Here is a 25,722-nt window from a genome sequence, read left to right as displayed (position 1 = left end):
ATGTTATATTCAAGTAAATTAAAAATTGGAGTGAGAAAAATGAAACTACAAGTTAATCGAACTTATAATTTTAATGCAGGTCCATCTGCTCTGCCAATTTCCGTTTTAGAAAAAGCTCAACATGAATTGATTGATTTTAGAGGAACAGGAATGTCTGTAATGGAACTCAGCCACCGCAGCAAACCTTATGAGGAGGTACATAATCAGGCAATCAACAGTTTACGAGAGTTATTGTCGATTCCGGACAATTATGAAGTCCTTTTCCTACAAGGAGGAGCAAGCCTTCAATTTTCAATGATTCCGATGAATTTTTTATCAGCAGAAAAACAAGCCGCATATGTCATGACAGGATCATGGTCTGAGAAAGCATTCACAGAGGCCAAATTATTTGGTGAAGTTTACCATGCAGCTTCAACGAAAGAAGGCAACTACCGAAGCATTCCAAAGGTTGATGAATTGCAGTATAAACATGACGATGCTTATTTGCATATTACATCTAACAATACTATTTACGGCACACAATGGAAAGAATATCCATCAACAGGAGAAGTTCCATTAATCGCAGACATGTCGAGTGATATTCTTTCTAAGCCAATCGATGTCAGCAAGTTTGCCCTTATTTATGCTGGTGCACAGAAAAATTTAGGCCCGTCTGGTGTGACCGTCGTGATTATTCGCAAAGATTTCCTTGCTCAAGCAAACACAAACATCCCAACCATGTTAAAGTACAGCACGCATGCAAAGAACAATTCCATGTATAACACACCGCCAACCTTTGGCATTTACATGCTTGGAGAAGTCCTTAACTGGGCTCGGGAGTTAGGCGGATTAAAGGCTATTTCTGAACTGAATGACAAAAAAGCGAAACTAATTTATGATGCAATCGACTTAAGTGATGGTTTTTATATTGGCCATGCTGAAAAAGACAGCCGTTCTCTCATGAACATAACATTTAATTTAAAAACCGAAGAATTAGAAAAGCGTTTCTTAGCTCAGGCAAAACAAGAAGGATTTGTCGGAGTTAACGGCCATCGCTCCATTGGTGGATGCCGTGTATCGACTTACAATGCCGTGCCATTTGAAGCGTGCCAGGCTTTCAGTGAGTTTATGTTACAATTCCAAAAGGAAAATAATTAGAATAAATGAACTGACCCCATAAGCAGCTTTGCTATGGGGTCATACTGTTTACTGTTAAATGAAATTCTTATCAAATTGCCTTTCCATTAATTTAATCCGGTAATACAATTCCTTATTTACTGGAGTAGATAGTCCGTATTTTCTCGCTAATTTTAATACAGTTCCTGAAAACAATTCGACTTCGCTTTGACGTCTGGCTTCAATGTCTTGAGCCATGGATGGTTTTCCATCAGGATTAAGTGTTGCTAAAACGCTTAACCAGTAATCTAAATTAGCTTTAGTTAAATGAATTCCTTCTTTTTCAGATAAAACAATGACCTCTTGCATTGCTGCAATCATCATCTCTCTTGCTTGCCCTTCTCTTTGAATCGTCCCGTAATTGCCTTCGTGAACAGCTACTGTTTGATTAACGCCCACATTTAACATAAACTTGCCCCATTGTCTAACAGCCATATTGGTATCGACCTCATACGGGAAGCATGTTTTTTCAAAAAACGCAGCCAGTCTCTTGACCTTTTCAGATTTCAAATCTGGTTCACGTTCTCCGAAGCAGAGCATTCCCATATGATCGTAAGTGAGTTGATTGCCCACCTTTACGGCATCCATCCCTTGGGCCACACAATACAAAATTTTATCCATCCCATAGGCTTCACCAATTATAGCTTCACTTGTAATCCCATTTAAAGCCGATAAAATTATGGTTCCCTCATCAACATGATTCTTCACGGCATGAATGGCATCATTTAACCCATCATTTTTAACAGTAAAAATAAGTAAATCGGCTGGCTCGGTTACTTCTTCAGGAGTAAAATAAGTGAAATCACAGCGCTCTCCATTGCAATAGACCCCTTCAGCTTCATACCTCTTAAACCTCTCTTTATCTGCAATAATTCTTAAATCTGCTTTAGGCAGCTTCTTGGCTAAATGATGTCCAAATAATATCCCTAATGCACCTAATCCAATAATCGATACTTTATTAATCTCCATATAAACTAAGTCCCCTCTAACTTTTCTTAGTTTAATAGTAACATAATTATCAGAATCTTATGTTTTAATGAAATTCTTCCTTCCATCATAGAAATGGTACAGGTAGAAATTTTTTTGTATTTTGGGGAGGAAATTAAATGGAATTAGTAAGTAATAAGCCGATTGATTCTATAAATCAAGTAATTGATATAATGACTGATGAACTCGATTTTCTTCAAAAATGTGGTGACCACCGAGTCGTCTTTCATCGTGTGTATTTATTAATGACCAAGGAAATTATGTAATGGGCCGCAAAGATGAATCACTCTCCTCAATGATTATGGCTCACTGTCGATCGAATGTATGGTACAATACGGAACTGCTTCTTAACGCTTCTGATGAAGAACATCGCGATATACAGCGATGCCTTATTGAAAAGGATGCACTATCAATCGGCCTAAAAGTTTCTAACGCATTCCCCTTTAAAATAACAAAATTTATCGCACCACTGACAAGAAGAAATCGTTGGTTTTAATTCATATTCACTCCTTTTCCATTTCTTTTAGGTTCTGCCTTTTTTTGACAAATCCCCCTAACTTTTAGCCTGTTTATGATTCAACGAACGAGCTGTGGAATAATAAAATAGGTTAAAGGCGGGTGATAACTGTGACGGGAGCGTTCATACTCATCGCTTTTGGGTTATTCTTTATTCTGTTAGGATGGATTTTTTGGGGAATGGAAGAAGATAATGGAGAAACATTCTGGGAAGCTTTATTAGTGACATTGTCAAATGTTTTTTCAGATTTTCTTCTTACAAGTTTTCGAACAGTTGCTTTGATATTTTGGACCATTGGCATTTTAGTAGTGGTACTTGGCCTTATTTCCATAAAACACCATGAAATCTTAAATACACTCTTACATTAAGGAATCTAAGTTAAAGTTTGCCCGGCTTCACCTACACTAACTATTTAAGTCGCACTATGCCAATTAACATAACATCCTTTAACGATGATGAAAAAATGCCAAACCTTATTATTGTTAAAGGCTTGGCATTTTTTATTACCAACTGGCAATGGTTACTTTGTTCTGTCAAATCATATTTGGGGAATCTGTTTGTAGGCTAGCTTTTGGATGATTTCCTGATGCTGCGGATATTCTGCCAAAAGTTCCTCTTGTGTAAAAAGTTCAAAATCCACAAAATCAAAGCCGGGTGAAACCATACAGCCAACCAATGAGTAAGCATCATTTTCCTTTATTGAGGAGCCAAAGATTGAATTCTTAGGAACCAAAGCTTGGAGGACTTCTCCCTCTTCTAAATTCAAGCCCAATTTTATTTCTTTATATTCGCCATTTTCATGAATGACGTGGATGGTCAACGAACTGCCGGTATGAAAATACCACAATTCATCTGATTTCAACCGATGAAAATGGGACACATTTTCAGACGTAAGAAGAAAATAAATGCTAGTATAAAGCTTTCGTTTCCCTTCGAATTGAACGGTTAATTCATGATCGGAAACTTGTTCCCCAGATTCATAAGTACGTTTGTAAAAACCCCCTTCTGGATGAGGTTCGAGTCCCATCTTTGTTACCCAATAATCAACTCCATGAATTTTCATCGCAAACTTCCTTTCCTTTTTATGTACAAAAAAATAAATCCACCAAAATAAACTATACCAGATACATCATATTTAAAGGAGCTTGGATGACCAAGCTCCTTTAAATGCTTTTGTAGATTACACGTTTCTTTGTTCTGCATATTTTTTAAAATTATCTAAGATGGCTTGCCAGCCCTGCTGCTGCATTTCAATTGGATTCATGGTTTCGGCATCAAAGGTTTCAATGATTTCGGTTTCGTTGCCTTGACCTTTAAAAGTGATATTGACCTTTCTCCCATCTCCTAGAGTATAGGAAATACTCTCATTTAATTTTACCTCATCATAAGTACCGCCAAAATCAAATCCAAAGCTGCCATCTTTCGCTTCCATTCTGGAAGAGAACTTCCCGCCAGCCCTTAAATCATTCTCAGCATGTGTCGTATGCCAGTCATCAGAGGCTTGGTTCCATTTTGTAATATGTGCTGGTTCTGTCCAATATTCCCACACTTTCTCTACAGACGCCTGGACCGTTGCTTTTACCGTTACTTTCGCATTATTCGTTGTTTCCAATTCATTTTCCGCCTCTCTGAATATCCTTAAATTCACATTCGCTACCACCACAAGTTGCATAAACCTATTATACTAACCATTCATTGTAACCGCAAACAATTAATGTCCACCCCACACGGACATTCGAGGAGAATTGTCCATGAACGGTGCCTGACACCAAAATAAAAATATCCCTTCGTCCCGGAAGAAGGGATATTTTCATTTAGTTCATTTTTTCATCGACTCTTAGATTCTTATTTTCCCTGTTTAGTAAAATGCCCATGGGAATATAAGTGATAATACACACCATAAATGCGGCAATTTCTAAATTAATATAATACATATTCCCGCTGCCGAAAAAGGTTAGGATTGTTTCGGTTTCCGATGGATTCGAAATGAAAAAAAAGTTCGTGCCAAGCAATTGATTCAAGAAAAATATAGGTACTGCGATTAGGTTGATGGTTAAAAAGCTTGATAAAATGGCTTTTCTAGGAACTCTGTAACCCTCAAATAGAATAAAATACATAACGGCAAAAGGAATGGCTGAATGACGAAGGAAATATCTTATAAACTCGAAATGGGGAAATTGGTGGACAATATCTGGTGAAATCATACTTAATATTGGTGGAAGCAACCCGATAAAAAATAACAAATTAAATGTTTTTTGTCTTCTTTTGAAAAATAAGAGCAGCGCCAAAAAGGTACTAAGCGAACAAACATGTAATGGAAGATCTGCTAGTTTCCATTCATGAACTAAAATTAAATACAATTGAATCGATAACTCACCAAATAGCAACATCGCAAATACTGTCCATTTTATCATGGCTTGGTATGGCTTAAGCTTTTTTCTGTAATACACGAAAGCAAAAAATGTAGTAAAAAAGATGATTAATGTAACTATATGGGGCAAGGAAAACAACGTGAAATCTTGCATTCCAGTAACAGAAAACATGATTTCATCACCTCATTCTGCCAATAAGGGCTGTTTACCTCCATTATATTCACCAACAAAAAATCAAGTTACGATTTTATTTGTTGAAAGGAATGGATAAAATTTCAAAAAAAATAGAGCGGTCACCTAAAAGAAACCGCCCTAAAAACATTATATAACTTATTCAAATAAAGGGGTGACTGCTTTTTCATTGTGGACACGGTCAATCGCTTCTACCAGCAATGGCGCAACAGATAAAGCAGTAATTTTACTAATCATCTTTGCCTCTGGAAGCTCAATCGTATTTGTTACCACTAATTCTTCGATAGGTGAATTTTCTATTCTTTCAATTGCAGGACCGGAGAAAACAGGGTGAGTGCAGCAGGCAAAGACCGCTTTTGCCCCCTTTTCCTTCAAAGCCTTTGCACCTGAGGTAATGGTTCCGGCTGTGTCAATTAAATCATCAATAATAATCGCATTTTTCCCCTCGATATTTCCAATAATATTCATGATTTCGGACACATCATGTTCTGGCCGTCTCCGATCAATTAAGGCAAGCGGAACATTTAATAGCGTAGCCATTTTTCTCGCTCTTACTACACCGCCATTATGCGGAGCGACAATGACGATATCATCTAATTCTTTTTTCTCAAAATACTCGGTTAGGATAGGAATCCCCGTTAGATGTTCAACCGGGATATCAAAAAAGCCTTGAGTTTGCACAGCATGAAAGTCTAAGGTAATAACCCTGTTCGCTCCGGCAGTTTCTAAAAGATTGGCGATTAATTTCGCGGTAATTGGCTCTCGCGATCTCGCTTTTCGATCCTGACGTGCATAGCTATAGTATGGCATAACAACGTTAATGGTTCGGGCCGAAGCTCTCTTCAAGGCATCAATCATGATAAGAAGCTCCATAATATGCTCATTATTAGGCTCGGAAGTGGATTGTACAAGAAACACGTCACTTCCTCGCACACTTTCCTCGATGCTTATTTGGATTTCTCCATCAGCAAATCGTTTTACGGAGCATCTCCCCAGCTCACAACTCAGAAGCTGAGCCATCTCACTCGCCAATTCACGATTTGAATTTAATGAAAACATTTTAAAACTCTGTTTAAGTTGATAAGACACCTTAAATCCTCCATGCTCGTTATTTATCATTTTTAATCTTGTCCATTTTTCTATTTTACATGAATGAAGGCCTAAGCGACACCATTTAACTCTGCCAATTTTTTTAATTTATGAAAACAATAAAATTATTCAATTTCAAAGAGGATATTCACATATTGTTATAGAATTCTGAAAAGTAACAACATTTTGTGAGGAGTGGGGAGAGTTGAAAATAAAAGTAGTGATGGATAGTGGAAAAGAATATGTAATTAACGAGAAGGATTTTTCATTAAATGACTTTACCGCTTCTTTTTATACTGAATCCCCAAATGGATCAAGAATTTTGAATAATACGCTTGTTTACTTGGACGGTGAAGAAAAAATCGTCATAAACCCAACGCATATTTCGTCTGTTGAGGTTATTGAAAAGTGATAAGAAAGCCCTCATAGAGGACTTTCTAAAGTTATGCGCTTTTTTAAGCCTGACGCATCCTCGTACAAATATCAAAATTAAAACGCTAAACTCAATCCTTAATTGAGTTTAGCGTTTTTCGTTTATTTGATTTGGTAATGAAATGACAAAATCACATTTATTTTAATATAATAATATGATGAAATTGCAAAAATGGCACAGTATCAAAAGCAAGTGCCTTTTATTGAGCCTCTTTTCAAGTTTTTTATAAACAAGCTGTAAAGTCCATGCATATCCTAATGGTGAACAACCATTGACAGGGGGTGAATTTCGTGGGTCATCATTGTCATTGTAATGGTCATTGTCACTGCATTTTTGGATGTTTCCTTGGATTTTTAACAGGAGTGGTATGGCTGCTGTTTGCCTTATTGGGGTACATTACTCATTTATGTGAACTAATCGGTCTTGGGGGAGTACTTGGAAATATTTTAAACATCCTAATTGGCTTAATTGGATTCCTTGCTTTTCTTTTCTTTGGTTTATGCATATTTAAAAAAGCCTGGCGCTGTTGCAAATAACTATTGAATAACAAGAGTCCGGGCTCAACCTTTTGTTGCTGACAGTCTCTTCTTAGAGACTGTTCCTTTAAATAAAAAAAGCTGTCATAACAGCTTTTTTTTGCTTACTCTAATTTTTTAACCATGTTATACCAGATTACACCACCATGTTCCGATCTCGATACACCCATGTTGATATATCCATATTTCTCATAGAAGCCAATTAGATCTTCTTTGCAGGTGAGTGTAATTGTTTTACGTTTGTTTGCTCTTGCTTCTTCTTCAATTTTCGCAAGTAACGCTGCTGCCACGCCGCGTGTTTGAAAATGCGGTGTTACTGCTATTCCTAAAACACTTTGATGTCCGCCAGATGGGGGATTTGCCTGAATTTCATTGAATAAGTCATCTGTAATGAATGGTGATTCGATAACGGGACCATTGACAAAACCTACAATAAAACCATCCTTTTCGGCAACAAAGAAACTATCCGGTATGATTTGAATACGCTTTTGAAACGCTTCTTTTGTGGCAGCCTCTTTTTTTGGAAAGCACAGGTTTTCAATGATATTAATTTCAGGTAAATCCTCTATTTTTACGTTTCGTATATGCAACATTGAATACATGCCTCCAAAATAAATTAATAGTTTTATATATTAATTTCCTCTCATACATAATATCACGTGTTTTCCACCATAAAAACAAAAAAAGAGGCATTCTTTAAAAAAGAATAACCTCTTCTCCCTTTTGGGTTCATAGGGCTTATAATTTTGCTTGTACTGCCTGAAGCTTCCGTTCCATTGTATTTTCTTTGTCGCGGCGATCATCAATTCGAATATTAGTACATACTCTTTGCAAGCCTTTCTGAAATGGAACTTCATGAATTTCCTGAACTACTTCAAGTAATAATTTTAAATCTCCTTCTATCAAAGTGCTCATCGGGGTTAGTTGATACTTTACTCTGCCCTCATACTGACGAAGAACTCTTTGAATTTCAGCTACATACTCACTAACACTTGGTGTCCCTGTCCCAACTGGAATCACGGTAATATCAATAATAGCCACACTTTAACCTCCATTACGGAAAATAACTGTTTTGTCTGCTTTCAAAAATATCCTACCACTAGTAGTCCATGAACTCCAGCACCAACCATTATTTAACCGTAGTTAATTGGACAGATTCGTGAGTTTCGATAATATCCCCCTCGTCACAGAAGAATGTATAATCACCAGTTCCAATTCCTCCTGCACTGCCAAGAATTGTATTTACTTTTGCAGAACCGCTGTCCCCGTCATAAACGAAGAAATTAGAGCCGCGTCCTAATGCATGTGCTACATATCTGCCTGCCGGGATATCCTTTCCTACAACATATTGTCCTGAACCTAATTTCTTTGGTGCCCCTTCTGCTTTTTGCAGTTGGCCTGTAGCGGAGGCTAATTTGGCTTGAGTATCTTTAAGCTGTGCCTCTGCATCTGATAGTCCTTTTTTAGCTTCTGCAAGCTTGGCATCTATATCTTTACGGCCGTCAGCTAGTTCTTTATCTAGTGTGCCTTTAATATCCTTTAGTTTCGCTTCAGATTCTGTCAGTTCTTTTTGTGCTGAATCCTTTTTATCGATGATGGTTTGCGCCTCATCCCTATCTTTTTTTAAGGATGAGACATCTTTCTTTAACTTGCTAATTTCTTTATCCAATGCCGTAATATCCATTTTTTTATCGTGAACCGTTGTCTCTGCTCCGCTTGAACCTATTCCTGCTCCAATAAAGATTAAGACAAACGCGCCTAGGATTATACCGGCTATCTTTAAATACTTTTTCACTGTAAATCCCCCTCGTATATTTTTATCAAATTGCCTTACAAACTGAATTATATAAAAAAGGGTGCACCAAAAATGGCGCACCCTTACGAATATAATTGATACATTTTCTCAATTTCATCTTTCATCTGCTTTACTAATGACGGCGGAGATAGGATTTTTGCTTTGCTGCCCCAGCCGCGGAACCAATTGTAAAAGCCTTCTCCGACAATGGCTTTGGTTTTTAGAATAAAGGTATCATCATCAACCTTCTTAATATCCGCGTCCAGCCCGAATTTATCGATAATGGGGTTAATAAGGCTTTTATCTTTAAACTCAATCTCCACCCATTCCCCTTGTCCGGAGAACATATGAAAGTTAATATGCAAGTATTCGTCGATATTATAGTCCTTACTTTTGAAGCGATGTTCCGTTACTTCAACATCTCTCATTTTATCGACACGATAATTACTTAAGCCTACCTTATTCTCCTTTTGGCCAATCATGTAATAGAAACCTTGATCCCATATGAGGCCATATGGGTGGTAAATATACTCCTGTCCATTCCGATTTAGCTCAAAAGATCGGTCGATATTGAACTTTCCATATTTAAATGTAATCACTCTTTTTTCATCAATGGCTTGATGGATTTTATCAATATACACCTTTGTTAAATGATAAATATGATTCATGGATTTGTTGTACTTGATCGGGCTCGGCAATGTTTTGGCGATATGCTTACTCGTAAGCTGGCTTAGTTTGCTAATCATATTTTTAGCCTGCTCCTCTGTTACAAAACTGGCCGAAAGTATCGCATCAGTCAGCATTCTAAGCTCATACGTTTCGAAAAGCCTCGATTGATGACTATAAACAATTTTTCCGTACTTTTCCCCTTCCTGGAGAATTTCAAATCCGCTCTCATTTAAGGATTCGATATATCGTTTAATTCTTTTTTTATCAATTGGATCATTAGCGGTAATAGCAAGCTGCAGTTTATCGATTAAATCCGTCATTGATAATTTGTGTTCTTCGTCTGTCTCTTCTAACAGGATTTTTTTAAGAGCCAGTATCTTTGTAGTATTTGGAACATCAGCCATGGGGAATCCTCCCATTAAATTATTTTCCTATTGGTCCCGTTTAATTGGAATAATCATTTCAATAATAGTCCCTTTATCATCGCTCCAAAAATGGACGCAGCCGTTATGATTTTCGATTATTTGCTTGGATATCATAATGCCTAAGCCTGTACCGTTTTCTTTTGTTGTGTAAAAAGGTTCTCCAATCCGTTTTAGAATGTGATGCGGAATGCCAACCCCTGTATCCTTAAATAAAATCTTAATATTATTTTCATTATGTGGTTTAAGTTCAATAGTAACCATGCCTCCATCGGGCATCGCTTCAATTGCATTTTTTAAGAAATTGATAAAAACCTGTTTTAACTGATTTTTATCACAGTGAATCATCAAATACCTGCATTCATTTACTATTTCGATTTGGACATTATTAATAATCGCCTGGGTATCAATTAATGTTTTCACATCTTCGATTAGGGAGTGCATATTTTCTATTCCAAATTTTAAATCCTGCGGTTTGGCCAGCACCAAAAGCTCGCTTAGAATGAATTCAATCCGGTCTATCTCCGATTGAATAATGTCAAAATACGTTTTTTCCTCTAATTGGTTCTCCATTAATTGTAAAAACCCTTTAATTGCAGTGAGTGGATTTCGTACTTCATGAGCAATTCCTGCAGCCAGTTGACCAGCTATTGTCAGTTTTTCTGAATTTAATAAGAGTTCCTGAGTCTTTTTCTTTTCTGTATTATCGCGAATAATAACATGCTGTGCCGGCTGGTTTTGAAAAAATGTTGGAATACCTTTGATCTCCCCTTCGATGCTGGATCCATCCAAACGAATAATATTAAACGGTTTAAATTCTGTTGTGTTTCCAACAATAACACTGGCAATCTGTTTTTTTACTTTCTCATGGTCTGCTGGATGAATCAATTCTAGAATAGATTTCGAAATGAAATCTTCAGGTGTTGAAGCACCTAATAAACCTACACCCGTTTCATTAATAAACAATATTTTTTCATCTTTGACGATAATCACGGCATCGGGTGAATGTTCAACTAAATCACGAAAAGCTTTTTTTCGGCTCCATAGTGCTTCCTCTGCTTGTATTCTTTCTGTAATATCGCGAATGACGCTAACGACTTCTAAAATATTTTTTGTGTCAGGGTCAATGATCGGGTTACAAATGGATTCGATCCAAACGGAACTTCCATCTTTTTTTAGAAAGCGGTAGGAATTTCTGCCCTTTTCAAGACTGCTTAATACTTCTTTACGGTCAAGAATCGCCTTCTCTTTATCTTCTTGATGAAGGAGTATGGAAGAATGTTTTCCAATTAATTCCCCAGAAGTATACCCTAGAATATTTTCACAAGAAGGGGAAACGTAGAGAACCTTCCCTAACAAACTTGTGCTCACTATCATATCTAATACATTGTCTGTCAATACACGGTGAAATTCTTCCAAATTTCTAACCTCTGACTTTTTCCTTTTTATTTGTGTAATATCCTTTGCAATCGCATATATTCCAACAATGGTATCCCTTTTTCCTATTGGAATATTCGTAATATTCAAGTCAATGATTTTCCCATCTTTTGTGGTCATTCTACAATCAAAGTTTTGTACTTCTCCCAAGTTGGCTTTATGAAAATAATGAAAAACTTCGTCTAAACTTTCAATTTGAAAGAACATTTGAAGCTTCATTTGGACGGATTCTTCAGTACTATATCCGGATAACTTCTCAAAAGCTGGATTTACTAGAACGACATTCCCATCTAAATCAAAAGCCAAAATGGCATCATTATTACCATAAAACAGCGTTTCATTTCTACTCAAATTTTCATTTAAATACTCAATTAATAGTTGTCTCTTTTCCGCTTTAATAATTTCAATAGGACTGTTCATCTCTCTCTATCAGTTCCTTTCCCCAAATTTATATATAAAAAAAGCCAAGATGAGGTTGTAACTCATCCTGGCTTGTGTTTAGCTCAATCAAATTGTCTAACCCACTACCGCCGCTATTAAGTTGCTGACAAGACAAGCACAATGGCACTCTTATCAAGGCTGAAATCCCAATCCACAAAGATATCAATTACTTTTGTATTGAGAATCGCTTCAAAATTATTGCTATTATGTAATAATCTCTTTTCGAGATTGCGTTTAGCCAATTTTAATGTTTCGGAACCTCCCAATCGAATTAATTCCCTTTCGATGGAAACGAGAATTCCTTTTCTAATCACGACTAAAGTTCTTTGATTTAATCGAAAGGACAACACTTCTTCAGGATCCTTTTGAGCTTGAATACTAATTCTTTTGATTTCCTTGTGAAGATTTTCTCTTCCTTCGAAATCATCGCTCTTTATTTCATTCGTTTCCGAAGAAGAAGAACTAATGCCAACGAAGACGCCGCTTTTATTTTGAAGGCTCCAATCATAGTAAAATTCTTTAATTTCCATGCCTGTTAATATTTTAATATAAGCCTTAAACTCGGGAATTAGGTTTTGCATTAACATATCCCTCGTTTTTTGAACAATGGACTCTTGATCTTGCCCTAATAGGACAACTTCAGACGGAGTGATAAAGTTTCGTAAATAAACAGACATAATGGACTGATTATAGGAAACAAACACCGATTCAGGTCCTTTTCCAAAATTTTCACGCAGTGTCCGGCCAATATAACTGGCAAGCTCCATTTGTACTTGTTTGTTTTCCAAAAAAATCATCCTTTTATTTAAGATAAAAGCGTTATTTCTTTTATCCCAATTTATATTCTAAGTTTTCCCATTAAATTTTTCAATATATTTCCTATTCCTTACTTGCAATTAGTAACCTTTGTCTAATACCTAAGTACTACTCTAAAATTGGAATTTTGTCAAAAAAAAGAAGCAGTCTGCAACTACTTCAATCAGTACTTTCAATAAAATAAGGAGGAAGTACAATTATTATGTTTCTAAATTGGAGAATTTATTCCCAAAAAAGCCTTGAGCCGCTTAAAATTTGCATTTTGGACATGGCTGAAAGTGGTTTTTACTCTTACCACAGTAATGACACTTATCAGATTCCTGGTTTCCGTTTTTATTTTTCCATTGATCATAAGTGATTCGGCCACAACTTTCATCGTTTAAATACTTTATATAATCTTTTCCATAAATATGAATCAACTGTATCACCTCCAAGTGCTCACTATAAATGTATGCGCTTACATGCGTTGGAAACACTGACATATATAAAAAAATTTACCGAAGGAAGACATCTATATTGTAGTTTCGCCCATTAAGAATAATGATGTTATAATAGATTAATATCTAATAAAACCACGGTGATAACTATGCTTTATTTATCCATATTGATTTTTCTTTTTGTTTGCATCATTTTGTTTTTCACTTTTAAAAAAATCTATATCCGAACTTCAACAATGGCCATTGTGATGGCGATAGGGATTGTTACTCAAGGAGTTCTATTAAACTACTTTGGGACCCAGTTTTTCCAGCATATTTTTGGGAAAATGTTAACCATCATAAACCTTTCTTTATGGTTTGCCTTCATTTTATCTTTCGTCATTGCCCTGCTAGATGGTAGATTTAAAGATATTCATTATTCCAACCGGATCAACCGTTTTGGGATTGGTACTTGGGTTGCGGGTACATCGATAAGCGGCATCCTGTTTTATAAACAATTTTTCCACTGGGGATTTATTTCCGAAATGATTGCTTATATTAATATCGTCTTGTGGGGCATTTATCTATGGGTAAGTGTAAAAACTATTATTGAAATTTCACAAACCAAATCCTATAGGAGTGTACACGGAATTCTTCTTTTAACAACTGTAAGCACACAATCGATTGTCCTGTTATTGAATACGGTTTTCAAAGGATTTCCGGTCATCTTTAATCTATCTTTATTAATTATTGGGTTTAGTTTTTATCTTGTTTGTGTTTTCTTTATTATATATAGATACGTAAAAAGTGCTTGGTCGATTGAATTGGATTGGAACAATACCAACTGCATCCTTCATGGTGCTTTATCCATTTCCGGTATTGCCTGTTTAGTCACAGGCATCATCAATATTGAAACCATAAGGTGGATTTGGAGAGCCGCCTTAATAATTTTCATAACCGTTGAGTCCATTGAAGTCTATAGGCTTTTTAGACGGGTTAAATACTATGGGTTTAAAAATGGGATATTTATTTACGATGTAACCCAATGGAGTAGGGTTTTTACCTTTGCGATGTTTTATACATTTACTGCCCTCATCCATACCCATTTATTTATCGGATCTTTTGTGATTAACACGATCTTAAACTTAGGAATCTGGGTCGTTATGGTTCTTTTAATGTTTGAACTAATACTGAGTTTTCGTGATGTCATATTAACTTATAAGAAATCTTCTAGAGAAATTGGAAAAGAAAATGAAGTAACCTCCCCATTTTGATATGGGGAGGTTTTTTTCATACTTATTACACATTTTTTAGCACTTACCACATATTTTCGGTTACTTACTACCTATTTTATTAAACTTTCGACTTTTACTGGATATTAATTGGAAATACACTGCTTTCTCGAATACCTATTACACATTTTCTAGTGCTTACGACGTATTTTCGGGCACTTACTACCTATTTTATTAAACTTTCAACTTTCACTGGATATTAATTGGAAATTCACTGATTATTGACTTAGATCATTCTATAAAAAAACCATTACCTGAGAAAGGTAATGGCTTAAATAGAATTATACAGCTTCGGAAAGCTCATTTACTGTTTTCGACTTTCGTTCAGATTGACCTTTTTTCAAACTTAACATTGCCATAAATGAGATACAATAAAGAACGGCAAGATAGCTCATGGCTGTGGTTACATTCGCATGCTCTAAAATGAATCCAACTAAAATGGGAGATAATCCTCCAAGTGCTCGTCCAAAGTTAAAAATTGTGTTCGTGGCTGTGCTGCGAATTTCAATTGGATAATAATAACTGATTAAGGCCCCATATCCTGCAAACATTCCATTTGAGAAAAATCCGACGATGGCACCGCCAATTAATACTCCTGTACTGCCGGACGCATACGAATAGAAAAACACTGCTACTGCTGACGCCAGTAGGAAGATTCCATAAGTCCGCTTCATACCTAGACGATCCATAAATTGTCCAAAGGTTAACATACCCACAATCATTCCAACTGCCGTGCTGATGGTCCATAGCGCCGAACCGGAAACTGATAATCCTTGTGATTGTTGCAGCATGGATGGCAGCCAGATCATCAAACCATTATAGCCGGCAATTTGCACTGTCGCCATGATGGCTAGTGCAATGGTGGTTGCTGCAGTTTTTCGATTCGCAAATAATTGCTTCAACTTTCCTTGCTTATCAATGTTCTTTTTCACTTTTTTGGATTGCAGCCACTCAGGCGATTCATCTAAATTCTTACGCACGATAAAGGCAAAGATAACTGGAATTACTCCAATGAAAAACAATCCTCTCCATCCCCACGCAGGAAGAATAATTGCGCTTAATAGAGCAGCAAGGATGACACCAAATTGAGCACCGACACTGACATATGATGAGGCACGCCCTTGCTTATTCTTTGGCCACGCTTCTGCGACAAGAGTCATGCCGATTCCGTATTCCCCTCCGGCACCTAAGCCAGCAATAAACCTAAAAATGTATATTTGTTCAATATTGGTCGCCAAACCGGTTAGGGCCGTTCCAATGGCAAACAAAATTATTGTATAAGTAAAAACTTTTACTCTACCAAACTTATCGGCAAGGATTCCGAAAATCATTCCTCCAAAAAGCATTCCTATATTTGTAATAGAAGAAATAAGTCCGCCAGTTGCCATGCCAATATGAAATTGACCAATAATCATCGACATAGCGAAGGATATAAACATAATATCCATTCCTTCAAGGGTTAAACCTGCTACTGATGCAACGACTGTTTTTTTCTGATAATTCACTTTTGCATTCTCCTTCCAAGCCTCTCTGGACTATGATTAAAAGATACTTTTGCAAAATAAAATACCCTTCCGTCCAAAAAGACAAAAGGGTATCATATATCAAAAATCATATACGATGTTAACTTTCGCCTTTTTGGCCTCTCTGGACCAAGTTAAAGGGAATTTATTTTTTCTAATACTAACATGATAATAACCAATTTGACAATAAAAACGCCATTAATTTTCTTTTTTCGATATTAAGACAAAAAAATTTACATAAAATTTTAATGGTCATCATATATTGCAATGGATAAGCAAAGTAGAATGTGGATGAAAGGTGGAGTTTACATGGAGAACAATGCTCATGTTTTTTATAATGGAAAGAAATATATAATTCTATATAAGTACACTTCTGGATACTGTGAAATAAAGGAAATTGGAAGTTTTTATAATATTGAATTGGTTCATTCATCTGAGTTAGAAAATATAAACTAAAAATTTACGTAAAAATATAGTTGCAAAGGGGAAGCTTAAATTATGGAAATTTGTTAAAAAACATTTAATATGTTTTGGAGATGTTCTATGGAGAAGACGCAAGAAAGCATGTCACAGAATATTGCACTATCCTATTTGAGAAAGTATGTAAATATAAGTATGTCAAAGATTCCACGAATCACCCCAGAATCCATTGGTTTAGGCATATTACTCGCTTTAGTGGGAGGTTTTTTGGATGCTTACACCTATGTCAGCAGGGACGGTGTTTTTGCCACTTCCCAAACAGGGAACATTGTATTGTTGGGTGTGGAAATAGCTCAAGGGCATTGGAAACAGGGGTTGAAGCATCTTCCCCCGATTGTCGCATTTGTTATAGGGGTAATTGTGGCCGAGGGACTAAAGCATCCGCAAATCACGAGAATTTTCCCCTATCCGGCCCGCTCCGTTCTCTTTTTAGAAGGCCTTGTCCTAGTCATAGTTGGAACCTGGCCGCCACAATTTCCAGATATGATTGTAACTGTTACGATTGCCTTCGTCTCATCCGTACAGATTTCATCTTTTCGGACATTGGTGAAATGGCAATTTAATTCAGCCATGGTCACAGGGAATTTACGGACAGCAGCAGAAGCAGCCTACACGGCACTTGTATTGCAAGACCGGCAAAATGTCATTCAATTTATTGACTTCACGATTATCATTATTTCTTTTCTGGGTGGCGCCTTTATTGGTGCTATTTCCACTCTCCTGTTTGGAATTAAAGCGATATGGATTGTCTCAGCCATCCTCATTTGTGCCATGCTTATTTTAAACGCCAATCCTAAAACCTTACTGAACAAGGGATGATTTTTTTAAATAAAATAGCGGTTTCCTTTTAACCTATTATAAAGGAACCGCTATTCTTTTTAGGAGCCTTCCCCAAGGTATCGATCAAAAAACGTTACCATCGCCTTATAGGCAGTAGTTTTATTTTTTTGTTTTTCGATCGAGTGGCCTTCATCTTCAAAGCGGATAAAATCCACAGGGTGCTGTTTATCCTTTAGTTTCGTTACGATTTGTTCAGATTCTTTGATGTGGACACGGGGATCCGATTCTCCGTGTATCACCAATAGCGGAGAGGAAATTCGTTCTGAATGATGCAAGGGATCAATTTTATCAAAAAATTCTCCGTCTCTTTCTATGGTTCCGTATTCAAATTCCCTATGCTTTTTACGCCAAGGACTTGTCGTTTGAAGGAAAGTTCTTAGACTAGACATTCCGACAATGTCAATCCCAGCCGTCCAAATCTCGGGATAGTGACTAATGGCCGCAAGAACGAGAAAGCCCCCATAACTCCCCCCCATGATCCCGATTTTTTTAGGATCGATATTTCGATTCACCTTCAGCCATTCCACTAAAAAAATTAAATCCTTAACCGCGTCCATTCTATTTTGGACATCATCCAAATGGGTGAAGGTTTTTCCATATCCCGTACTCCCCCTAACATTAGGTGTACATACAGCATATCCTTGGTTTAGGAAATATTGCAGGACTGGGTTATAGACTGCGCGCGATTGGCTTTCGGGCCCGCCATGAAGATAAATGACAATTGGATATTTTTCTTCTTTTTTTTGCGGCAAATAATAAAAAGCTGGAATTTCCAGGCCATCAAATGAACGGAAGGATATGTGTTCCGGCTCTACTAATTTTTTATCCAGTACTGGTGAACGAGAAACATAGGTAAGCCTTTCCGCTTTTATGGTATTTACGTCAAGTTCCCAAATATCAGAAGGATAGGCCGGGCCCTTAAAGGTATAGGCTAATTTTTGGCTATCTGGAGAAAATTTTAGATTGGATATAACCCCCATTGGCGTTTCCCACGTATAAAGGTAACTTCGGTTAATGTCTAAGAGGACCCCTTTGGATATACCTGCCTGGTTTATTGTATAGGCTGCCATATTTTTATCTTTATTCAAAGATAATCCCTCAAAATCCCATCGCCCCCGTTCAAGCCACACGAAATGTTTGGTTTTTATATTTATGAGCCCAAGCCCATAGAATTCTCTGTCTTTATTTGATAATACATAAAGATGATCACCATCTTTATTAAAGTGAGCATCTTTAAAGCTCGCTTCACCCTTATGTTCGGTTAACCAATTTGTAACCCCGGTTGATAGGTCGAGTATTCCCAAATCATTATCTAACGGGGAATTTATCTTCTGGACCAATAGTGATTTACCGTCCGGTGACCATTTAACAACAGAAAATATCCCTTCTCCAGCCAATATTAGCCGAATCTCCAATGTTTCTAGATTTTGAATATAGATGTCGAAAAAGGCAGGATTTTGGCGATTACTTGACCATGCTATCCATTTACTGTCAGGTGAGGTACCGCCAAAACGGTGAATATGATCGGGAGATTTTGTGAGCTCCTTTAGTTTTCCATCGCTCCCAAGTAAATACAATTGCTGCTTCTCATTTCCACCCGTATCCATTCCAATGATTTTATTTGAGGTGCCTGTTACATAACTAACAAATGTGATTCTTTCTCTGGTATAGGAAGTTTGGACTGGCCACTCATCCCCTAGATTGATTTCCCATACTTGCGGGATACCCGTATAGTCGGCTATAAAGCTTAGTTTGTGACAAGTCGGATCGTACTCGGGATATTTAGCTGAGCGAACATACATGTATGGTTCTATCCCAATGACAGACATAATCCTCCCCCTATTTAATTTTTTACTCTCATGTAAGTTATGAAAACGGCCCTTTTAAAGTGTTTATATATAAAAAAATACAAAATTTTTCTTATAATCTTATTTGTTGATAACCAGGTACAACTCATAAAAAAAGCCAGAAGCACTATGCCTCCGGCTTTAATACTATTAAAATTATGCTAAATCATAATGTCCCATAGAAACATTCATTCACAATGCCAGAACCTTCATACAGCTTCTAATAAATTCAACAAACAAATTGTTCATCGCAGGGCTTGTACTTGCCATTGATTCTGGATGCCACTGAACACCCATTGTAAATGTTGGTGAATGAATATACTCAACGGCTTCAACGATACCATCTGCTGACCGAGCAACTACGCTTAAATCACTGGCCACCTTATCAATTGCCTGATGATGAAGGCTATTGACCCTGACAATCTCGGAATCCAAAACCTCAAATAGCTTACTATCTTTTGAGATGGTCACCCAATGAGTATCACGGCTTCGGTCTATTTTCTGCGTGTGCTGGATTGGTTTATTAACTTGACTCGGTATATCTTGAATTAATGTACCGCCAAGAGCCACATTTAATATTTGCACCCCTCTGCAAATCGCAAGGATTGGAACATTATTCTTGATTGCATACTGCACAATGGCCATCTCAGCTAAATCCCGCTCCGGAATGGTTGGTCCTAATTCTGGATGGGGATCTTGACCATAAAATTGTGGATCAACGTCCTCTCCCCCACTTAGGATAATACCGTCACATAATCCAATTGTTTCTAGAGCTATTTCAGGATTAAGAAATGGCAGGATAATTGGAATTCCGCCATTGGCGGCAACACTTTTATGATAATCATGGTGGACATATACACCTTCCATGTAATCGTTATGGTTCACATAGGCACCAGTAATGCCTATAATTGGCTTCTTTTTCAACGTAATTCCCCCTAATATGTTCCTGACCTAAACTCTATTAATCTTTTATTATTTTACCATTATAAAGCTCGATACTANNGAAATTATGGAAATCTAAAATTAAATTTTCAGTATTTTTAGAATAGTCAATCTAAAATTTACTCCGTTGTCTCCTCAACATGCCGTTTAATACCCCTAGAAAATCTCCCATTTTGACTTTCATTGTAGGAAAATAAAAATGATGAATGGAGTTGATTAAATGAATAATTCTCAAGGCGGACCTTTCGAAGTTGCAGGTACTAATATTTGTCAAAATTGCGGAAAACTAACCCTAATAAATGAGGAGCATTCTTCAAACAAAAAGGTGGGAATTTATTATCCTCTTGTTGGCTGGATGTTTTTCTTCATTTCCCTTGTCTTTATCCCACTTCTGTTCGGAGCCTTAGCATTTTGCATGGGTTTATTAACCTATTTCGAAAGAAATAAAGTCCACGGTGTCATTTTAATGTGTTTTGCAGCTGCTGGTTTAATCTTAGGATCTATGATAAGCTTTATGGTCGCAGGGACCATGTTTATTTAGTTATAAAAAAGGGTTGTTAGGCTGGTCTAACAACCTTTTTTTTGTCTATAATGGGTATACCATTGATAATCTTTTTAAATTAAACATGTTATAATGTGCTAAAGGTAATTTTGCTTAACAAGGTAAAACTCAGCATCCTAGGAGTGTGATTTTTTGAACTATAAAGTTGTCATCTTTGATATAGACGGAACGATCCTGCCACATGGAAAAACTCTTAGCAATGCCACTAAGGATGCGATCCAGCGGTTAAAGGAGAAAAATATGAAAGTGGTCATTGCTACGGGAAGAGCCCCTTATTTTTCTGAATCGATTATGGAGGAGACCGGTGTTGACTCAATGATCTTTTTTAATGGTTCGTATGTTTTTCATGAGGGAAAAGAATTATTCAAGAACACGATTGAGAAGCAGGTATTAAATAAAGTGCATCTGTTGTCAAATGATAATCAACATGCCCTTACATTTTTAGCAGGAAAGAGCTTCAAAGTTACGGATTTAAGTCATCCTTTCGTCAAGGAGGCGTACATGAATGATTCTTGGGTGCCGGAACTTGCGCCGCCACAATTTTGGATGAATCAGGATATTTATCAGTTGTTCCTTCATTGTGACCTTGAAGAAGAGTTATCCTATCAAACCAAGATTCCGGAATTGGATTTCAGAAGATGGAGTTCAGGGGCAAGGACGTGTGATGTGAATTTGACCAATTCCAACAAAGCAGTGGGCATTACTAAACTGTTAGAAAGAATCGGCATTGCACCTGACGAAGCGGTTGCGTTTGGGGACGGTTTAAACGATATTGAAATGCTTTCCCTAGTAGGAATGGGTGTCGCGATGGGGAATGCCCGTGATGAAGTAAAACAAGCCGCCAATATGGTAACCCTTTCCTCCGAGGAAGACGGAGTCCGCTACGGATTGGAACGGCTTGGATTAATTTAATCGATGGTTTATTAAAGGTGTGATAGATATGAATTTAACATATGAAGTGATTACTGAAGAAAAAATCGAATATTGCCGGGATTTATGCAATGAGTTAATGACCTTTCAAAAGTCAAAAGCATACATAAATCCGGAATTGTTTGACTCAATGAGTTTTGAAACTCGGATGATTCCTTCAATAAAAAGTGCAATCCACAACTATATAGTGGTCGTTAAAGATGAAGATAAAATCGTAGGTTATGTCTATTCCAATATTTCTCCAAAAGAAGCATATTCCAATGATTTCGCCACTTTTTTTGACCTTTCAACTGTAAGTAAAAAGAATGTCGGTTGTTTATCCCAATTTTATATTAAAGAAGAATACCGACAATACGGCATTGGTTCCAAACTTTTTAATATGTCCTTGGAATGGCTGGAGCAATTTGAGGATGTCGAAGATTATTTTATCTATGTCTCAAATGGCAATGATGATGCTTTAGAGTTCTACAAACGAAAAGGCTTTTCCGTTAGTCATGACATATTGGATGGATTTATTACAGTTTTACGTAAAAATAGGGCTTAGAGTTTTCCTCTAGGCCCTTTTAAATAGAGAACAACAATAATAAAAATAATAAATGTAATTAAGAATAATGGACCGGCTCCTGACCTAAAAACGATATAAATAGTCGTGTGGCGAATGGCATAACTAACAAGATATATGAATAAAGAAATAGATAAAAAAATGATCAGAGGCATATTATTATTTCGTTTCAAAACAGCCAGCCCCTTTAAAAATCGTTTACCCCACACTATGCTGATTCATCTTGAATCATTCTTTTCAAGGAAATTTTTTTCGCACACAAAGAGGCCAAACCGCTTTGAGATCCAGCCTCTCTTTTTTCTTGTTCTATTCTTTTGTAAGGTTCAAAGATTTATGATCCATTTCCTTTTCCAACTCTGCAATCCGATCATCTATACTGCTTTGATTTAAGGCTCCTTTAATCTTATGTTCTAATCGGTCAAGATAGTTTTCAATGTCCTTGAATTTTGAATAGGAATGGATTTGAGAAGAATTTGCATCTAAGACCTGATTCATTCCAATATTGGCGCGCGTTACATTTTCTCGGCCCATTAATTCCATTCTGCGAAGATGCATATCCTTTAACTTATGCTTCATTTCTTCGTATTTTCTTTTTAATTCATTCAACTGCTCATTCGTTTGCGCAAGTGAAGCGCTTAAACGCTGGGAACGCTCAACAAATTGCTGATGCTCTGCTGCTGCAAATTGATATAGCTCCGTCTCCTCCGCATTTGATGCGATTTCCGCTTGGTGCTTTCTTTTTTCAGCCAACTCTGCTGCCAAATTATACTCTTTTAAAAATTCGTCCTTCAAACGAGCTTGTCGTTCTACAAGCTTCCCCACTTTTTCTGTTTCCTGCTCACATTGGCGTAGGTATTGATTGAGTTTACTTATTGGCTTTTTTGTTTCCTTTTGGTGAATAGTTTCATTCAAATCAGTAACAATGATATCTTTTATTTTCGTAAATAAGTTTGACATGTTTATTACTCTCCCTTGAAATTAATATTTTTTTAATTCATTCCATTGTTTATCAAAATTAACGAATGGATCATCATTTTTTGGTGCCACTTTTTTGTTCCAATTTTTATAGACAAGATATAGGACATAAGCTGCGCCTACGCCAATAAGGGCAGGTATATTGTGGATGGTTGATGAAAGTACCACTAACCCAAAGATAATTAATGCGATCTTCCATCCGATGGAGTCCACTTTCAAAAACTGTTTGTAAATGAAGTAAAGAATCACGAGACTCACAAGTAATGCAACCATTGGACCGATCGTATTGAGTAAGATGATGGCAGCCACGCCTCCTGCTAAAAACAATCCAAATTTTTTCACTTTTTGTTCCTCCTTTGTTTTGCCTCTTTATGTTTTCATCTTACCTTTTTTCTAATGGTTCCATAATTGCGCTTGAGCTTGATTTTACTATCGGCCCTAAGACTTAGGTGAAGTCGGACTATTTTACATAAGAAAGCTCACACTCAATTTTGCCGAACAAGCGAGTGTGAGCCTTCTTTTTAAAAACAAATGGCCAATTTTCCATACAAAGGTAATATAGATATTTATAAGGGGGCAGATTTGATGAATGTAATTGGGAATTTTAAAATCCTAACGGTTTCTAAAGACATCCAGGGTCCTTATATGAAAATGAAAGTAACCCTCTCGGACGGTACCTCAACCATTCGATTTGGATTAGATGAACCTACCTATGAACATATTAAAGAAATCGTTTCAAAAAATTATTTCGATTCGCTTGCCAAAGGCTACCGTTTCGAATTATTGCCTTATTATGCAACGTACCAGGAAATTGATAACAGCCAGCCTGTCTTTATGGGGTCAATTAGATGTATTCAAGACCATAGGGCTAAAAATATTCAGTTTCCATGTACCGAAAGATTTGCGGGAAATTTAGAATGGTTTAAACATGCAGTTTACAGTACTGAGGATATAAAACATTTGACCTTAGACGGTTATGAGGGACATTTTTGAAAGGAATTCTATAGCCTATGTCCTTCATAAAGTTAATGAAGGACATTTTTGCTCAAGGAAAATAAATTTCTAATCGACTTGAGTTGCTCCGCAATATGTAAAAGTTTTGAAAATCATTGTTAACATCCCTACTCCAGTCCTTTCGAAAAAGTTAGAAAGCAATCTATTAATTATGTCCTTAAGGAGCGTGTTTGACGCATTTCGTGCAAAAAATAATACCCCCACTTTACAAAAAAGTAGAGGTATTTCTCTATTAATTGACACTCTTCTGCCCAGTCCAGTACATTTGAAAAGTTTTTTAGTAACAAATCAACGATTCCAAATCTCTTGGATAATAGGTCAGCATTTCCATTCCATTTTCGGTGACGAGAACTGTATCGGAATGACGGAATCCGCCTAAACCTTTCACATAAATCCCTGGTTCTACTGTAAACACCATTCCAGGTTGCATGATCGTATGGTCTCCCAAATCAAAAAATGGTGCTTCATGAAACAATAATCCAATCGCATGACCTGTATGATGGCGTGTTAAGTGTGTAATATTGTTTTCTTTGAAATATCTTTGCACAGCTTCTTCTACATAAGAGGTTGGTTTACCAGGTTTTATGTGTTGAAAGGCCACTTCTTGCGCGTCATACATGTATTGGAAAAAGGTCTCTTGTTCCTTGCTTACTTCCTTAACGAACATCGTTCTTTCTAATTCGCTTTTATAGCCCCAGATACTTGCTGATGAGGCCGTAACAAGTGTATCTCCTGTTTTTAAAACAGCATTCTGGGTTACAGCATGTGGATATGCAGACATTTCACCAATTTGCCCTCGGAATAAGGCAAAAGCCGTTTCCCCGTGCGGTTTATAATCAGCTCCCAAGGTTTCAATCATCGCTAGAGTTGATTCCGTGCTTGCTCTGCTAGTGATTTCAAGCTCGCTTAATCCCGGTTTTGAATATTTTTGTAATAAACGATGAGCCAGATTCCCCCATCTGCAAGATTCATTGATCAATTCAATTTCTGCAGGTGATTTAACCGCCCGCATATCTGGAATAACATATTTGATGGATTGAAATTCCTTCGCTTCAAGTAATTGATCTAGTGATGGACCTCGATATCCAGACGGTGACCCATACCCAATGGAATCAACACCAATTCTTTTTCCTTGGAAACCAGCCTTTACTAATTCATCCTTAAAATATTCCATCGGATGCTTGATTCCGGGATATTCAGGATAGGAGTGAACATAGTGGATTTGTGCTGTAAAGTCCTGCGCATGCTCTTCCTCTAAATACGGAACAAATAAATGTGTTTTGTGCTCTGGATCGATGTAAAACGCCATTGGTCTCTCTGTGGGATGAAAGTGAAACCCTGTTAAATAAAATATATCTATTGGGCTAAAAAGAATGGCGCAGTCCAGCTCTTTTTCTAGGAGTTTTTGCAGAAACCTTTCTTGCCTGGTAAGAATTTCTTCCTTTGAAATCGATAATCTCATCTTCAAACTCCCTTAC

General features: G+C 36.9%; 28 protein-coding genes. 11 read left to right on the top strand and 17 right to left on the bottom strand.

The features are described 5' to 3' along the window. Positions 1-39: 39 nt before the first annotated feature. Positions 40-1,137: a 3-phosphoserine/phosphohydroxythreonine transaminase gene (serC, locus tag V7161_RS07850; protein ID WP_335443783.1), complete on the top strand. Its 1,098-nt coding sequence runs from the start codon at positions 40-42 to the stop codon at positions 1,135-1,137. 54 nt (positions 1,138-1,191) lie between these two features. On the opposite strand, the gene V7161_RS07845 is transcribed toward serC, so the two are convergent. Then, complete coding sequence (locus V7161_RS07845; protein WP_335443778.1) at positions 1,192-2,124, bottom strand: ketopantoate reductase family protein; 933 nt, start codon at positions 2,122-2,124, stop codon at positions 1,192-1,194. Positions 2,125-2,261: 137 nt separating this feature from the next. On the opposite strand from V7161_RS07845, the gene V7161_RS07840 reads away from it, so the two are divergent. Together V7161_RS07840 and V7161_RS07835 are read left to right on the top strand one after the other, a co-directional pair. Next, on the top strand, positions 2,262-2,408 hold the full coding sequence (locus V7161_RS07840; protein ID WP_335443776.1) for a hypothetical protein: 147 nt from the start codon (positions 2,262-2,264) through the stop codon (positions 2,406-2,408). Between the two features lie 352 nt (positions 2,409-2,760). Further along, positions 2,761-3,027: a hypothetical protein gene (locus V7161_RS07835; protein ID WP_335443773.1), complete on the top strand. Its 267-nt coding sequence runs from the start codon at positions 2,761-2,763 to the stop codon at positions 3,025-3,027. A 170-nt stretch (positions 3,028-3,197) separates the two neighbouring features. Here the strand turns inward: V7161_RS07835 and V7161_RS07830 are convergent, their stop codons facing one another. The 4 genes from V7161_RS07830 to V7161_RS07815 form a co-directional block, all read right to left on the bottom strand. Next, the gene (locus V7161_RS07830) at positions 3,198-3,722 is read right to left on the bottom strand and encodes a cupin domain-containing protein (RefSeq protein WP_335443771.1); all 525 of its coding nucleotides are present in this window, start codon (positions 3,720-3,722) and stop codon (positions 3,198-3,200) included. Positions 3,723-3,839: 117 nt separating this feature from the next. Further along, positions 3,840-4,271, bottom strand: a complete 432-nt coding sequence (locus V7161_RS07825; RefSeq protein ID WP_335443781.1) for an SRPBCC family protein — start codon at positions 4,269-4,271, stop codon at positions 3,840-3,842. Positions 4,272-4,473: 202 nt separating this feature from the next. Then, entirely contained in the window at positions 4,474-5,202 is a 729-nt protein-coding gene (locus V7161_RS07820) for a YwaF family protein (RefSeq protein WP_335443768.1), read from the bottom strand. Positions 5,203-5,361: 159 nt separating this feature from the next. Beyond that, entirely contained in the window at positions 5,362-6,342 is a 981-nt protein-coding gene (locus V7161_RS07815; protein ID WP_335443765.1) for a ribose-phosphate diphosphokinase, read from the bottom strand. Between the two features lie 175 nt (positions 6,343-6,517). Here V7161_RS07815 and V7161_RS07810 point away from each other — a divergent pair, with 175 nt between their 5' ends. Both V7161_RS07810 and V7161_RS07805 read left to right on the top strand, forming a co-directional pair. Further along, a complete protein-coding gene (locus tag V7161_RS07810) occupies positions 6,518-6,724 on the top strand; it encodes a hypothetical protein (protein ID WP_223590704.1) in 207 nt (68 codons plus the stop codon). A 311-nt stretch (positions 6,725-7,035) separates the two neighbouring features. Further along, positions 7,036-7,281, top strand: a complete 246-nt coding sequence (locus V7161_RS07805) for an ABC transporter (RefSeq protein WP_335443762.1) — start codon at positions 7,036-7,038, stop codon at positions 7,279-7,281. 104 nt (positions 7,282-7,385) lie between these two features. Here V7161_RS07805 and V7161_RS07800 read toward each other — a convergent pair whose 3' ends face one another. The 6 genes from V7161_RS07800 to V7161_RS07775 all read right to left on the bottom strand — a co-directional run bounded on the left by V7161_RS07800 (position 7,386) and on the right by V7161_RS07775 (position 12,833). Continuing rightward, a complete protein-coding gene (locus tag V7161_RS07800; RefSeq protein WP_335443759.1) occupies positions 7,386-7,874 on the bottom strand; it encodes a GNAT family N-acetyltransferase in 489 nt (162 codons plus the stop codon). A gap of 145 nt (positions 7,875-8,019) precedes the next feature. After that, positions 8,020-8,322: an MTH1187 family thiamine-binding protein gene (locus tag V7161_RS07795; protein ID WP_289984861.1), complete on the bottom strand. Its 303-nt coding sequence runs from the start codon at positions 8,320-8,322 to the stop codon at positions 8,020-8,022. Positions 8,323-8,410: 88 nt separating this feature from the next. Then, on the bottom strand, positions 8,411-9,076 hold the full coding sequence (locus V7161_RS07790) for a hypothetical protein (protein ID WP_335443757.1): 666 nt from the start codon (positions 9,074-9,076) through the stop codon (positions 8,411-8,413). An 83-nt stretch (positions 9,077-9,159) separates the two neighbouring features. Beyond that, positions 9,160-10,149, bottom strand: a complete 990-nt coding sequence (locus tag V7161_RS07785; RefSeq protein ID WP_335443754.1) for a helix-turn-helix transcriptional regulator — start codon at positions 10,147-10,149, stop codon at positions 9,160-9,162. Positions 10,150-10,176: 27 nt separating this feature from the next. Beyond that, the gene (locus V7161_RS07780) at positions 10,177-12,024 is read right to left on the bottom strand and encodes a PAS domain S-box protein (protein WP_335443752.1); all 1,848 of its coding nucleotides are present in this window, start codon (positions 12,022-12,024) and stop codon (positions 10,177-10,179) included. Positions 12,025-12,140: 116 nt separating this feature from the next. Further along, on the bottom strand, positions 12,141-12,833 hold the full coding sequence (locus V7161_RS07775) for a Na-translocating system protein MpsC family protein (protein ID WP_223590718.1): 693 nt from the start codon (positions 12,831-12,833) through the stop codon (positions 12,141-12,143). Positions 12,834-13,447: 614 nt separating this feature from the next. On the opposite strand from V7161_RS07775, the gene V7161_RS07770 reads away from it, so the two are divergent. After that, positions 13,448-14,551, top strand: coding sequence for a hypothetical protein (locus tag V7161_RS07770; RefSeq protein ID WP_335443749.1), 1,104 nt, complete (start codon positions 13,448-13,450; stop codon positions 14,549-14,551). 299 nt (positions 14,552-14,850) lie between these two features. Here V7161_RS07770 and V7161_RS07765 read toward each other — a convergent pair whose 3' ends face one another. Continuing rightward, entirely contained in the window at positions 14,851-16,074 is a 1,224-nt protein-coding gene (locus V7161_RS07765) for an MFS transporter (protein WP_335443747.1), read from the bottom strand. A 561-nt stretch (positions 16,075-16,635) separates the two neighbouring features. On the opposite strand from V7161_RS07765, the gene V7161_RS07760 reads away from it, so the two are divergent. Beyond that, positions 16,636-17,391, top strand: a complete 756-nt coding sequence (locus tag V7161_RS07760) for a YoaK family protein (RefSeq protein WP_335443745.1) — start codon at positions 16,636-16,638, stop codon at positions 17,389-17,391. 59 nt (positions 17,392-17,450) lie between these two features. Here the strand turns inward: V7161_RS07760 and V7161_RS07755 are convergent, their stop codons facing one another. Further along, a complete protein-coding gene (locus V7161_RS07755; RefSeq protein WP_335443743.1) occupies positions 17,451-19,241 on the bottom strand; it encodes a S9 family peptidase in 1,791 nt (596 codons plus the stop codon). 210 nt (positions 19,242-19,451) lie between these two features. Further along, entirely contained in the window at positions 19,452-20,183 is a 732-nt protein-coding gene (locus V7161_RS07750) for a gamma-glutamyl-gamma-aminobutyrate hydrolase family protein (protein WP_335443740.1), read from the bottom strand. A gap of 238 nt (positions 20,184-20,421) precedes the next feature. Between V7161_RS07750 and V7161_RS07745 the strand changes: the two genes are divergently transcribed. The 3 genes from V7161_RS07745 (at position 20,422) to V7161_RS07735 (ending at position 22,237) form a co-directional block, all read left to right on the top strand. After that, the gene (locus V7161_RS07745) at positions 20,422-20,742 is read left to right on the top strand and encodes a hypothetical protein (protein WP_335443738.1); all 321 of its coding nucleotides are present in this window, start codon (positions 20,422-20,424) and stop codon (positions 20,740-20,742) included. A 153-nt stretch (positions 20,743-20,895) separates the two neighbouring features. Next, positions 20,896-21,675 carry a Cof-type HAD-IIB family hydrolase gene (locus tag V7161_RS07740; protein WP_335443736.1) on the top strand — a complete coding sequence of 260 codons (780 nt, stop codon included), beginning with the start codon at positions 20,896-20,898 and terminating at the stop codon, positions 21,673-21,675. 28 nt (positions 21,676-21,703) lie between these two features. Continuing rightward, a complete protein-coding gene (locus V7161_RS07735) occupies positions 21,704-22,237 on the top strand; it encodes a GNAT family N-acetyltransferase (protein ID WP_335443734.1) in 534 nt (177 codons plus the stop codon). A gap of 324 nt (positions 22,238-22,561) precedes the next feature. Here the strand turns inward: V7161_RS07735 and V7161_RS07730 are convergent, their stop codons facing one another. Beyond that, positions 22,562-23,212: a PspA/IM30 family protein gene (locus tag V7161_RS07730; RefSeq protein ID WP_335443732.1), complete on the bottom strand. Its 651-nt coding sequence runs from the start codon at positions 23,210-23,212 to the stop codon at positions 22,562-22,564. A gap of 21 nt (positions 23,213-23,233) precedes the next feature. After that, the gene (locus V7161_RS07725) at positions 23,234-23,572 is read right to left on the bottom strand and encodes a flagellar basal body rod protein (RefSeq protein WP_335443730.1); all 339 of its coding nucleotides are present in this window, start codon (positions 23,570-23,572) and stop codon (positions 23,234-23,236) included. 243 nt (positions 23,573-23,815) lie between these two features. Between V7161_RS07725 and V7161_RS07720 the strand changes: the two genes are divergently transcribed. Further along, on the top strand, positions 23,816-24,223 hold the full coding sequence (locus V7161_RS07720) for a hypothetical protein (RefSeq protein ID WP_335443728.1): 408 nt from the start codon (positions 23,816-23,818) through the stop codon (positions 24,221-24,223). Between the two features lie 298 nt (positions 24,224-24,521). Here the strand turns inward: V7161_RS07720 and V7161_RS07715 are convergent, their stop codons facing one another. Further along, entirely contained in the window at positions 24,522-25,706 is a 1,185-nt protein-coding gene (locus V7161_RS07715; RefSeq protein ID WP_335443725.1) for a M24 family metallopeptidase, read from the bottom strand. Positions 25,707-25,722 lie beyond the last annotated feature (16 nt).

It is taken from the genome of Neobacillus drentensis (genome assembly GCF_036965425.1).
Classification (GTDB): Bacteria; Bacillota; Bacilli; order Bacillales; family Cytobacillaceae; genus Neobacillus; species Neobacillus drentensis_F.
This window is presented reverse-complemented; position numbering and strand designations above follow the sequence as displayed.